13 protein-coding genes and 1 pseudogene are annotated in these 11,157 nt (G+C 72.5%); 10 read left to right on the top strand and 4 right to left on the bottom strand.

Annotated elements, in window-relative coordinates:
* From GEV07_29315 to GEV07_29275, 9 genes are all read left to right on the top strand, one after another.
* Window positions 1–1,249: aldehyde dehydrogenase family protein (locus GEV07_29315; GenBank protein MQA06629.1), on the top strand; the 1,249-nt coding region annotated here is incomplete at its 5' end.
* 23 nt (window positions 1,250–1,272) lie between these two features.
* Window positions 1,273–2,373, top strand: a complete 1,101-nt coding sequence (locus GEV07_29310) for a mandelate racemase (protein ID MQA06628.1) — start codon at window positions 1,273–1,275, stop codon at window positions 2,371–2,373.
* 21 nt (window positions 2,374–2,394) lie between these two features.
* A complete protein-coding gene (locus tag GEV07_29305) occupies window positions 2,395–3,501 on the top strand; it encodes a zinc-binding dehydrogenase (GenBank protein ID MQA06627.1) in 1,107 nt (368 codons plus the stop codon).
* Window positions 3,502–3,516: 15 nt separating this feature from the next.
* The gene (locus GEV07_29300) at window positions 3,517–4,440 is read left to right on the top strand and encodes a dihydrodipicolinate synthase family protein (GenBank protein ID MQA06626.1); all 924 of its coding nucleotides are present in this window, start codon (window positions 3,517–3,519) and stop codon (window positions 4,438–4,440) included.
* A 4-nt stretch (window positions 4,441–4,444) separates the two neighbouring features.
* On the top strand, window positions 4,445–4,627 hold the full coding sequence (locus GEV07_29295; protein MQA06625.1) for a hypothetical protein: 183 nt from the start codon (window positions 4,445–4,447) through the stop codon (window positions 4,625–4,627).
* A complete protein-coding gene (locus GEV07_29290; GenBank protein ID MQA06624.1) occupies window positions 4,620–5,465 on the top strand; it encodes an FAD-dependent oxidoreductase in 846 nt (281 codons plus the stop codon). The genes GEV07_29295 and GEV07_29290 overlap by 8 nt, the downstream gene beginning before the upstream one ends.
* Window positions 5,353–5,901 (top strand): hypothetical protein, encoded by a 549-nt coding sequence (locus GEV07_29285; protein ID MQA06623.1) that lies wholly within the window; start codon window positions 5,353–5,355, stop codon window positions 5,899–5,901. Before GEV07_29290 ends, GEV07_29285 begins: the two co-directional genes overlap by 113 nt.
* Window positions 5,898–7,034 carry an FAD-dependent oxidoreductase gene (locus tag GEV07_29280; protein MQA06622.1) on the top strand — a complete coding sequence of 379 codons (1,137 nt, stop codon included), beginning with the start codon at window positions 5,898–5,900 and terminating at the stop codon, window positions 7,032–7,034. Before GEV07_29285 ends, GEV07_29280 begins: the two co-directional genes overlap by 4 nt.
* Window positions 7,035–7,213: 179 nt before the next feature.
* Window positions 7,214–8,641 carry a sodium:solute symporter family protein gene (locus GEV07_29275; protein MQA06621.1) on the top strand — a complete coding sequence of 476 codons (1,428 nt, stop codon included), beginning with the start codon at window positions 7,214–7,216 and terminating at the stop codon, window positions 8,639–8,641.
* A 100-nt stretch (window positions 8,642–8,741) separates the two neighbouring features.
* On the opposite strand, the gene GEV07_29270 is transcribed toward GEV07_29275, so the two are convergent.
* Genes GEV07_29270 through GEV07_29260 form a run of 3 tightly spaced genes read right to left on the bottom strand, consistent with a single transcriptional unit; the run spans window position 8,742 to window position 10,147 of the window.
* Window positions 8,742–8,939 (bottom strand): hypothetical protein, encoded by a 198-nt coding sequence (locus GEV07_29270; GenBank protein MQA06620.1) that lies wholly within the window; start codon window positions 8,937–8,939, stop codon window positions 8,742–8,744.
* Window positions 8,936–9,283, bottom strand: coding sequence for a DUF3099 domain-containing protein (locus GEV07_29265; protein MQA06619.1), 348 nt, complete (start codon window positions 9,281–9,283; stop codon window positions 8,936–8,938). The genes GEV07_29270 and GEV07_29265 overlap by 4 nt, the downstream gene beginning before the upstream one ends.
* A gap of 42 nt (window positions 9,284–9,325) precedes the next feature.
* Window positions 9,326–10,147, bottom strand: a complete 822-nt coding sequence (locus tag GEV07_29260) for an aminopeptidase (GenBank protein ID MQA06618.1) — start codon at window positions 10,145–10,147, stop codon at window positions 9,326–9,328.
* Window positions 10,148–10,232: 85 nt separating this feature from the next.
* Here GEV07_29260 and GEV07_29255 point away from each other — a divergent pair.
* A pseudogene (locus GEV07_29255) lies at window positions 10,233–10,771 on the top strand (AAA family ATPase).
* Between the two features lie 153 nt (window positions 10,772–10,924).
* On the opposite strand, the gene GEV07_29250 reads toward GEV07_29255, so the two are convergent.
* On the bottom strand, window positions 10,925–11,113 hold the full coding sequence (locus GEV07_29250) for a helix-turn-helix domain-containing protein (protein ID MQA06617.1): 189 nt from the start codon (window positions 11,111–11,113) through the stop codon (window positions 10,925–10,927).
* Window positions 11,114–11,157: the final 44 nt, after the last annotated feature.

Below are 11,157 nucleotides of genomic sequence, written 5' to 3'. Positions count from 1 at the left end.
CCTGAAGGAGGCCGCGCGCCTGATGCGCGCCCGGCAGGACGAGCTGGCCCGTACGGTGACGCTGGAGAGCGGCAAGCCGCTCGCCGAGGCCCGCGGCGAGGTCGGCGTCGCCGCGCACTTCCTGGAGTGGAACGCCGAGGAAGGCAGGCGCGCGTACGGGCGGACCATCCCTAGCCCGGCGCCGGACCGGCGGTACCTGACCGTCGTGCAGCCGGTCGGCGTGGTCGCCGCGATCACGCCGTGGAACTTCCCTGCGCTGATGGTGACGCGCAAGGTCGGCGCGGCGCTCGCGGCCGGCTGCACTGTGGTGCTCAGGCCGGCGCCCACCACGCCGCTGACCGCCTTGGCGATCGGCGAGATCCTCACCGCGGCCGGGTTGCCCGAGCACGTGCTGGAGATCGTCACCAACGGCGACTCGGCGGGTGCCGGGCGGGTGCTCGCCCAGCACTCGCTGATCAGCAAGATCACGTTCACCGGCAGTACCGCCGTCGGCGTCAGCCTCGCGGAGCTGGCCGCGGTGGGGCTGAAGCGAGTCAGCATGGAGCTCGGCGGCCACGCGCCGTTCGTGGTGTTCCCCGACGCCGACCTCGACGCGGTCGCGGACGCGGTGATCGCCTCGCGCTACCGCAACGGCGGCCAGTCGTGCATCTCCACCAACCGGCTGTTCCTGCACAACGACGTGGCGAGGCCGGTGCTCGACGACCTGACCGAACGCGTCGCGGCGCTGCGCGTGGGCGACGGTCTCGACCCGCAGACCCGGATCGGCCCGCTGATCGACGAGGCCGCCGTGCAGCGGCTGCTCGGCCTGCAGCGCGACGCGGTCGAGCGCGGCGCCACCACGCTGGTCGGCGGTGGCCGCGCACACCCGGACGGGCTGCCGGGTACGTTCTTCCAGCCGACGGTCGTCACCGACGTTGCGCCGCAGGCGCGGATGCTGCACGAGGAGACGTTCGGGCCGCTGCTGTCGGTGACCAGGTTCCGCGACGAGGACGAGGTGCTCGGCTACGCGAACGCCACGAAGTACGGGCTAGCCGCGTACGTCTTCACCACCGACCTCGGCCGCGCGCTGCGGATGACCGAACGGCTCGACTTCGGGGTGGTCGGCGTGAACGACCCTGCGCCGTCCGCGGCGTGCCTGCCGTCCGGTGGCGTCAAGATGTCCGGTGTCGGGCGGGAGTGCGGCAGCGACGGCCTGCTTGCCTTCACCGAGACGAAGGCGGTCTCGCTCGGCCTGCCTGCGGCCGGGTAGCGGCGGATCGGCGGGAGGACGCCATGCGGATCACGAAGGTCGAGCTATACGACGTCAGGTACACGGCGGCGGGTGCGCCGTTCGTGATGTCCGGCGGCAAGGTGGTGAGTGACCTCGAGGGCGTCGTGCTGAAGCTGCACACCGACGAGGGCGTCGTCGGGTGGGGCGAGCAGACCCCGTTCCCGTCGTACATGGCGGCCCACGTCGACGGCGCGCGCGAGGCGCTGCGGGTGCTCGGCCCGGCCGTGGTCGGTGCCGACCCGCGGGACGTGAAACGGGTCCAGCTGCTCATGCGCAAGGCGTTGAAGGGACACCACTATGCACGCTCGGCGATCGACCTGGCGTGCTGGGACGTGCTCGGCAAGGCCGCGGACATGCCGGTCGCGCACCTGCTCGGCGGTGTGCTGCAGGCGTCGTTCCCCGTCATCAGGGCGATCGGCATCGACACGCCGGACGCTATGCGCGCCGCGGCCGCGGCATTCGCCGAGGAGGGTTACAGCCGGGTGCAGGTGAAGCTCGGCGACGACTGGCGGCTCGACGTCGAGCGGGCGCGGGCGTGCCTGACGGAGCTGGCCGACGTCGAGACGGTGGTGTTCGACGCGAACACCAACTGGCGCAAGGACCAGGCGGTGCGCGTCGTCACGGAGCTGGGCGGGCGCAGGTACGTCGAGCAGCCGTGCCGCACGGTCGACGAGTGCCTGCAGGTGCGCGAACGTACCGGCTGCCTGCTGATCCTCGACGAGACCATGTGCCGCGGCCGGGAGATCTGGTCGACACTGGCTGGTCAGGCCCCGGACGCCGCGATGCTGAAGCTCTCACGGTTCGGCGGCATCACACCGCTGCGCCAGGTGCGCGACTTCTGCGAGGAGATGGGCGTACCGGTGATCATCGAGGACGGCGGCGCCGGTGACGTGCTGGCCGCCGCGTCCGCACAGCTGGCCGCGAGCACGCAGCCGGAGTGGCTGTTCAGCGGCTCGCTCACCAACGTGTTCGTCAAGGAACGACTGTCCGCCGTGGCACCGCGCCACGAGGCGGGCCGAGGGACGCTGCCGGCCGGCCCCGGGCTCGGGCTCGGCGAGGTGGACGAGGACCTACTCGGCACGCCGGTCGCGGCGATCGAGTAACGCATACCGGGAACGAGGGACATGGCCACAAGCACCAAGGCAGCAGTGTTCAGGGGCGTCGACCAGCCGCTCGACGTGACCGAGCTCGACCTCGGCGCGCCACGGGAGCACGAGGTGCTCGTCCGGTACGCCGCCAGCGGGCTGTGCCACAGCGACCTGCACATCATGGACGGCTCGATGGCGCACCCCGCGCCCGCGGTGCTCGGCCACGAGGGCGCGGGCGTGGTGGCAGCCGTCGGGCCCGGCGTCAGCCGGGTCGCGGTCGGCGACCACGTGCTCACGTCGTACCAGCCGTCGTGCGGGCACTGCTGGTACTGCACAGCCGGCCGGTCGAACCTCTGCGAGCTGCGCGACAAGCCGCGTACGGTCATGGCCGACGGCACCGCACGGTTCGCGGAGAATGGCAGCGAGGTGCTGCACCTGTTCCAGATCTCCTCGCACGCCGAGCGCACGGTCGTCCCCGAGGAGTGCCTGGTGCCGATCCGCAGGGACGCGCCGCTCGAGGTCGTGTGTCTGGTCAGCTGTGGCGTGGCGACCGGCGCCGGCGCCGTGATCAACCGGGCGAAGGTGCACGCCGGGGCCACCGTCGTGGTCATCGGCTGCGGCGGCGTGGGGCTCAACGCAGTGCAGGCCGCCAGGTTGGTCGGCGCGGCGAAGGTGGTGGCGGTGGACCGGCTGCCGCACAAACTGGAGACCGCATGCGAGTTCGGCGCCACCCACACCGTGGACGGTACCGACAGCGAGCGGTGCCTGGCGCAGCTCAAGGAGATCTGCGGCCGCGACGGCGCCGACTACGCGATCGAGGCGGTGGGCACCCAGGCCACCGTCGAGCTGGCGTTCCACTGCCTGCACCGCGGCGGCACCGCGGTGGTCGCGGGCGTCACGCCGGACGGCACGCGGATCAGCCTGGACCCGCGTCTGCTGCTGCAGGAACGGGTGCTGACCGGAACGTCGTTCGGCAGCGTGCGGCAGCGGCTCGACCTGCCGATGATCGTGGACCTCTTCATGGACGGCCGGTTCCGGCTGCGCGAGCTGGTCAGCCGCGAGGTCGGGCTGGACGAGGTCAACGACGCCTACGGCCGGCTCGCCGCCGGCGAGATCCGCCGTGAGGTTCTGGTGCACGGCTGACCGAACGGAGCTGACATGACCACACCGGTGTCCATCAGCGGCTCGTGGGTGGCGATACCCACGCCGATGCACGAGGACGGCTCGATCAACTACGACGAGTTCCGCCGGCTCGTCGACTTCCAGGCCGCGAACGGCTCGAGCGCAGTGCTCATCTGTGGTTCCGCCGGTGAGGTGTCGATGCTCGACCCGGAGGAGCGGCGGGAGGTGATCAGGCGCACCGCCGCGTACGCGGACGGCAAGATCCACGCGTTCTACGGCACCACCTGCGCCACCACCGCAGCGACCGTGGACCTCACCAGGTTCGCCGAGGACCACGGCGCCGCGGGTGTGGTGCTGACCGTGCCGGCGTACTCGCTGCCGCCGCAGACCGCCATCTTCGACTTCCTGGTCACCGTCGCCGCGGCGACCGAGCTGGCGGTCGCCGTCTACAACAACCCGATGCGGGTGCACAGGAACATCGAGCCCGAGACCATCGCCGCGTTCCACCGGGAGGCGAGCAACTTCGTCGCGGACAAGGAGGCGGTGGCGGACGCGTCGCAGATCTCCCGGGTGATCGAGCTGACCGGCGGGGAGCTGTCGGTGCTGGCCTGTGACAACCCCGGCTACGGGCTGCTGCCCACCGCGGTGGCGCTGGCCGACGGGATGGCGAACATTACCGGCAACCTGCACCCGCGGGAGCTGGCGTACCTCTCCGACACGGCGAACGTCACCGGTGACCTCGCGCACTGGCGGCAACGGCAGATCGCCATGCTGCCGCTGATGCGGGCCTGCTACGGCATGCCGAACCCGGTCGCGGTTAAGGCCGGTCTGGAGCTGCTCGGCTTCGCCGTAGGCGGGCCGCGGCTGCCGCTGCAGCGGTTGCACGGCGGCCTGCTCGACGAGTTGAAGCAGCTCGTCACCGACTACCGGTTGGGCGAGACCTATGACCGCCGACCGTGACCGCGTGACCGCCGACGCCCCCGGCCGGTCGCTGCTGGCCGAGGAGCTGCGGCGGTACCCGTCGCTCGCCGCGGCCATGGCCGACGGCGTCGGCGTGTTCTGCGCGATGGGTGTCTGCCAGCAGTGCGAGCGACAGGTGGCGGGCACGACCGTGCGTACCTGCCTGGTGCGGAGCAGCGATGCCTGACGTGGACGTGCTCGTCGTCGGCGCCGGTCCGGCGGGACTCGCGGCCGCCGCCGTCGCGGCCGAGGCCGGTGCGCGGACGCTGGTCGTCGACGAGCAGCCGATCGTGGGCGGTCAGTACCTGCGCCCGCGGCCGCCGGCGCGCGTGGACCACCCGGTCGCGACCCGCTTTCGCGCCAGCGGCGCGGAGACGCTGCTTGCGGAGAGCGTCTGGCACGTCGACCCGGCCGCGCGGCAGCTGCGTACGACGAACCACGCGGTGCAGTTCGGCAGCCTGGTGGTCGCGACGGGCGCGTACGACCGGCCGCTCGCCGTCGCCGGTGGCGAGCTGCCAGGCGTGCTGACCGCCGGGGCCGCCCAGGCGTTGGCGAAGGACGGGGTGCGGGTGGGCGACGCGGTGCTGCTCGCCGGCACCGGGCCGTTCGCGCTGCCGGTCGCCGCCGAGGTCGTCCGCGCCGGCGGCGGCGTCGCCGAGATCGCGCTCACCCACCTGCCGTGGCTGGGCGCCGGGGTGCTGCACGCTCCCCAGGTGGTGCCTGAGGCGGTCGGGTACGGCCCGTACGCTGCTGCGGCACCGCGTCGCGCTGCATGCCGGCTGGGTGGTCGAGCAGGTCGTGGGCGACGGTCGGGTGGAGGCGGCGGTGCTGGTCGACGTGCCGGGCGGCCGGCGCCGAGAGGTGGGCTGCGACGCAGTCGCACTCGGCTACGGGTTCCTGCCGCAGCTCGCCGTGGCGGACCTGGCGGGTTGCCGGCTGCGGTTCGACCAACGGCAGCGCACCTGGTTCGTCGCCGCCGACGACCGGTCGCGGACGAGCGTCCCCGGGGTGTTCGCCGCCGGTGAGGTCGTCGGGATCGGCGGCCACCGCAAGGCGGTGGCGGACGGGCTGGTGGCCGGCAGCTCTGCCGCGGCCCACGCCGGGTTCGCGGCGCTTGCCGACACCGGGCGGTGGCGCCGGCTGGCCCGCTTCGCCCGCGCCGCGCAGCGCGCGCTCGCCCCGCCGCCGCTGGCGGCGTACGTGGCGGACGGTGCGGTGGTGTGCCGGTGCGAGGGCGTCACGGCGGGTCGGATCAGGGCGGCGGCCAGGGACGGCGCGACCACCGTCGCGGGCGTGCGGATGCGCACCCGGTGCGGGATGGGTCCGTGCCAGGGTCGGATGTGCGCACAGCTGGCCGGCGAGCTGACCGACGACGTCAACGGTGCCGCGGCAGGGACGGCCGGGCGGCTGGCCAGCAGGCTGCCGGCGCGCCCGATGACGGTGGGAGCGCTCGCGTCATGAAGGTCATCGTGGTGGGCGGCGGCATCGTCGGTGCGTCGTGCGCCTACGCGCTGGCCCGGCAGGGCGCCCGCGTCGAGCTGCTCGACGCCGGCGACCCGCCGAGCGGTGCGTCGGCACGCTCCGACGGCTCGCTCTTCCTCGGCAACAAGCGGCCGGCGGACGTCCCTTTGGTCCGCGCGGCGCTGGCCACCTGGCAGCGGCTGCTGCCGCAGGTCGGCGACATCGAGTTCGAGTCCAACGAGCTGCTCATGGTGGCGCAGGACGAGGCGCAGGAACGCGCGCTGGTCGAACGCGTCGCGGCCCTGCGCGCGGCGGGCGTCGACGTGCGAGAGCTGACGGGTGCGCAGTGCGTGGCGGTCGAGCCAGGACTCGCACCTGTGCGGTTCGGCAGCCAGGTGGTCGAGAGCCGGGAGCTGCAGCCGATGCTCGCGACGCTGGCCATGCTGCGGCTGGCGCGTGCGGCCGGCACGACGGTCCGCCCGCACACCCGGGTGCAGGCGGTGCGGCCGGGTGAGGTGCGGACGGCGGACGGCACCCACCCGGCGGACGAGGTCGTGGTGGCCGCCGGCGCCTGGACGGGCGAGCTGCTCGCCGGCAGCGGTCACCGGGTGCCGATCGAGCCGCGCCGCGGGCACGTGCTCGTGGTCGAGCGGAAGGCGGCCGAGCTGGTCCGCTGCGGTGCCATGGGGTCCACGTACGCGGACGTCGCGCAGAGCGCCGACCCCGACCTGCACGTCGTGCCGCTGGTCACCGTGACGAAGAGCGGCACCGTGCTGATCGGGGCGAGCAGGGAGCGGGTCGGCCTGCGCGACCAGGTCGACCCGCACCTCGTGACCCGGATGTGCGCGGCCGCCGTGAGCCTGTACCCGGGGCTCGCGTCGTGCCGGGTGACCCGTTCCTGGGTCGGCTTCCGGCCGTGGGCGACCGGCGGCTACCCGTACGTCGGCCGGCTCGCGCCCGGCCTGAGCGTCGCGGCCGGGCACGAGGGGGAAGGCATCACGTACGGGCCGTACACCGGCGAGGTCCTCGCCAGCCACCTGCTGGCCGGCGCGGACGTGCCGGCCGTGTGGCAGCTGCCGCAGACCAGCGACACCGGACTGCTGCGGGAAGGAGGCACGGCTTGCCCGACCTGAGCGATCTGCCGTCCGGTGCCAAAGGCCGCGTCTTCGCACTGACCACGCCTTAGGTACCGGCGGTGCAGTACCGGTGCGGTGTGCCTCACCGGCAACCGCGCCCGTCCCGTTGACGAGAGACGCACGCCGAGCACGGCGGCGCGTCCAGCCACACCTGTCCTACAGAAGGAGGCCGTGCGGTGAGGGCTATCGATTGGGTCTTTGTCTGTCTGTACTTCGCGGTGCTCGTCGTGATCGGCGTGCGGGCGGTGCGCCGTATCCGCTCGTCCGACGACTTCGCGGTCGCGGGCGGCCGCCTCGGCTGGCCGATCCTCTTCGCGACCGTGGCCGCCTCGTTCCTCGGCGGCGGCGCCGCCATGGGCAACGCGGGCAACGTGCTGAAGGACGGCTACGTCTTCATGTTCGCGTTCTTCGCGTTCGGCCTGCAGACGGTGCTCGTCGGCCAGTTCATGGTGCACAAGCTGCGCCGCTACGAGGGCGCGCACACGGTGGGCGACGTGATGGAGGTCCACTACGGCAAGGGCGCGCGGCTGATCTCCGGCCTGCTGTCGCTGGGGTTGTGCGCGGGCATCCTCGGCGGCCAGATCCTCGCGGTGGGCACCCTGCTCACCACCATGCTCGACATCTCGCTGTTCGTCGGCATCCTGATAGGCATGGGCGTCGTGCTGCTGTACTCGACGTTCGGCGGCATGTGGGCGGTCGTGCAGACCGACGTGGTGCAGTTCCTCGTGCTCGGCATCCTGGTGCCGGTTGCGCTCGTCCTCGGCGTGGTGAAGGTCGGCGGGCCGGCCGAGATCGTCGAGCGGGTGCCCGCCGACCACCTGACCCTCCTCGGCGGCTGGACGGTGGTGGCGTTCGTCGGCACGTTCATCACATTCCTGCTGGGGGAGACGATGACGCCGCCGTTCGCGCAGCGGGCGTTCGCGGCGAGCGACCCGCGAGCCGCGCGGCGCGGCTACGTGGTGTCCGGGTTCTTCTCGCTCGCGTTCTACTTCGTCACCGGCTCGATCGGCCTGGTCGCGCTGATCCTCTACCCGAAGATCGCCACCGACCAGGCGCTGCCGACGGTGATGGCGAACCTGCTGCCTGTCGGCGCCACCGGGCTCGCGCTCGCGGCGCTGCTCGCGGTGATCCAGTCCACGGCGTCGTCGTACCTGAACTCGACGGCCATCGTCTTCGTGAAGGACATCTACGTACCGTTCATCCGGCCGCACGCAAGCGACCGGCATCGGCTGCTCGTGCAGCGGCTGAGCACGCTCGCGGTCGGCGTCGCGGCGGTGGCGTTCGCCAGCACCGCGCCTTCGATCATCGACGCCTTCCTGCTCGCGTTCAACCTGTGGGCGCCGACCGTCGTGCTGCCGCTCGTCGTCGCCGTCGTGTGGGGCCTGCGCAGCTCGTCCGCCGGCCTCGCGGCCATGGTCGGCGGCGGTCTCGGCGGCGCGATCTGGACGTGGGGTCTGGGGGAGCCGTACGGCGTGAGCGGCATCGTCTTCGGCGTGGTCGTGAACGCGGTCGTGTACTTCGTCACGTACGCCGTTGCGCCGCGGGGTCCGCGGCTGGTGCACCACGACGACGTCAAGCTGGCTACGGAAGGAGCACTCAAGTGATCGGCGTCTACGGTTTCCTGCTCATCGCCGTTCCGGTAGCGGTAGTCGCGGCCGCGATCGCCGTCGGCGTCGCGTGGGTCCGCTCGTACCTGCGCGACGGCTAGGCGAGCGATTCGACCTCGCGGAGCATGCCGCGGCGGCCGAGGAACGTGGTGAGGTGCTCGCGGTGCTCGTCGCAGGCGAGCCAGGTCTTCCTGCGCGCGTCCTCGTGGATGCGGGGGTTGTTCCACAGCAGCTGCCAGGCGGCGGGCTCGCGGCAGCCCTTGGCCGAGCAGATGAGGGTGTCGTCGTCGGTCAGGATGACTCCACGGGGCCGCTGCCGTTGCCGTTGGAGTTGGTGAGCTCCGGCCGGTCGGGCTCGTACGTCGCGAACCGCTCGCCTGCGGGTTCCCGGCCGGCGTTGGCGAAGATCACCGTCAGCACCGGCAGCACGATGGCGGGCAGCGCGACCGCGAAGAACGCGATCACCCGCGCCTGGCCATCGAGCACCAGCACCAGCACGATCGCCAGGATGAAGCAGACGGTACGTACCGCCATCCAGAACATGTACCGCTTGCGGCGGGAGTCGATGTCCTCGGAGTACGGCCGTGCCGCGTCCGTGACCGTGTAGACGGCGGCGCGCTTACGACCGGGAATTCGCACCCCTCCAGCCTAGCTCTACCCGCCGCCCGGCGGCGGTCGGTGTCAGTCGGTGGTGGCGAGGACGGCGAACAGGGTGACCAGGTCGTGTGCGGCGGCGATGTCGTCGGCGACGTAGCCGAGCGTGCGGCCGCCCCGGCGCTTGACGCCGGGGACGAGCAGTGCGCGCTCGGTCATACCCGGGCGCACCAGGTCGACCTCCAGGTCGACCGGGGCCTCGACGTGCAGCGGCCGGACGTTCGCACGTTCGGCGAGCGCGTCGGGCACGGCGGCCTCAATCCTGGCGCACGCCTCCTCCGGATGCAGGTTCTGTGCCGCGTACGCCCCGAGCGCCCACTTCACCGGCACGCCGAACATGCCTGGCACGGCCTCCTCGGCCTCGCCGGCCAGTGTGTCGTCGCCGGCGGCGAGCACGGGTGCCACGTCGTAGTGCGCGGCCAGCGCGGCGTTCAGCCCGGTCTCACCGAGCTCGCGGCCGTTGCAGCGCACCGCGCTGATGGCGGCGCCGCTGATGGTGTGCGAGAGCACCGACGTGCCGAGGCCGGCGCGACCGTGGTACCCGATGAAGACGACGGCGTCCACGTCGTGGTCCAGGCCGGCGACCATGCCGTGGGCGCGCGGCTTGCCGCGGATCAGCGTGCACCGACGGTCCAGCTCGTGGGGGAGCAGGTTGCGGAAGCCCGAGTGCGCGTCGGCGACGAGTACCGTGGCGTCCGGGTCGTGGGCAAGTACGCCACGCACGGCGGCGTTCGCCTCAGCCGTCATGTACGCGCGGTTGCGCTCGTACTCGTGGTGGCCCGGTTGGACGTCGTCACCGGCGACCACGCCGGCGATGCCCTCCATGTCGACCGAAACGAGCACTCGCATGTAGGCCTCCTCGCGCACGGTTGCAGCCCGACGCTACCGTCTGACACTCGTGTCGGACATACGAAGTGCTGCGGACGGTCACGGCCTGGCCGGATCGGTCGTCGTGCTGACCGGGGTGATGGCCGCGGGCAAGTCGACCGTCGCGCAGGCTCTCGCGCAGCGGCTGCCGCGCTCCGCGCACGTGCGGGGTGACGCCTTCCGCCGCATGGTCGTGGGTGGGCGCGCCGAGCCGCGGGGCGAACCGGCCGGCGAGGCGCTCGCGCAGCTGCGGTTGCGCTACCGGCTGGCCGCGCAGGTCGCGGACGGTTACGCCGCCGCGGGGTTCGCCGCCGTGCTGCAGGACATCGCCGTCGGCCACCTGCTGCCCGAGCTGGTGGACGCCGTCACCAGCCCAGCCGGCCGCGCTACCTGGTCGTGCTCGCGCCGCGCCCGGACGTGGTCGCGCGGCGCGAGGCGGCCAGGCAGAAGACCGGTTACGCCGACGACCAGCAGTTCGCCGCGCTCGACCGCGCGTTGCGCGACGAGACGCCGCGGCGGGGACGCTGGTTGGACACCTCGGAGCTGTCGGTGGCGCAGACCGTGGACGCGATCCTCGCGGACCTGCCCGCCGCCCGGCTGGACTGACCGCGGCTACGACGCGTCGCTGACGGTGCTCATGTGTTTGTTGCCCCAGGCCACAGAGCCGTCGGTGCTGTGGCCTGCACCGATTCTGTCGACGGTGCCCGATGGTGTCGACGGTGAGTCGCCGCGGGTGGCACGTAGTTGGCACGAAAACGGTCACTTGGTTACCGTGTAGCGGCCCTTCGCGGTCCTGCGGACGTAGCCGGTCTCGGTGAGTTCGGCGAGCAGCTTGTACGTCTGCGACTTGGCGAGCTCAAGGTCCGCGCCGATGTCCGCCGGGGTGGACCGGCCGGCGGCGACCGCGGCCCAGACCTTCGCCTGCCGGTCAGTGAGACCAGCAGGCACCGGAGCAGATGCCCGCCCTGCGTCGGCGAGCGTCTGGCGGGTCT

The organism is Streptosporangiales bacterium (assembly GCA_009379825.1).
In the GTDB taxonomy this organism is placed as follows: domain Bacteria; phylum Actinomycetota; class Actinomycetes; order Streptosporangiales; family WHST01; genus WHST01.
This window is presented reverse-complemented; position numbering and strand designations above follow the sequence as displayed.

Bases quoted from the DNA above. Each gene is read 5' to 3' on its own strand.
- GEV07_29310 (MQA06628.1), top strand. From the start codon at position 1,273: ATGCGGATCACGAAGGTCGAGCTATACGACGTCAGGTACACGGCGGCG.
- GEV07_29280 (MQA06622.1), top strand. From the start codon at position 5,898: ATGAAGGTCATCGTGGTGGGCGGCGGCATCGTCGGTGCGTCGTGCGCC.
- GEV07_29305 (MQA06627.1), top strand. From the start codon at position 2,395: ATGGCCACAAGCACCAAGGCAGCAGTGTTCAGGGGCGTCGACCAGCCG.
- GEV07_29260 (MQA06618.1), bottom strand. From the start codon at position 10,147: ATGCGAGTGCTCGTTTCGGTCGACATGGAGGGCATCGCCGGCGTGGTC.
- GEV07_29300 (MQA06626.1), top strand. From the start codon at position 3,517: ATGACCACACCGGTGTCCATCAGCGGCTCGTGGGTGGCGATACCCACG.
- GEV07_29290 (MQA06624.1), top strand. From the start codon at position 4,620: ATGCCTGACGTGGACGTGCTCGTCGTCGGCGCCGGTCCGGCGGGACTC.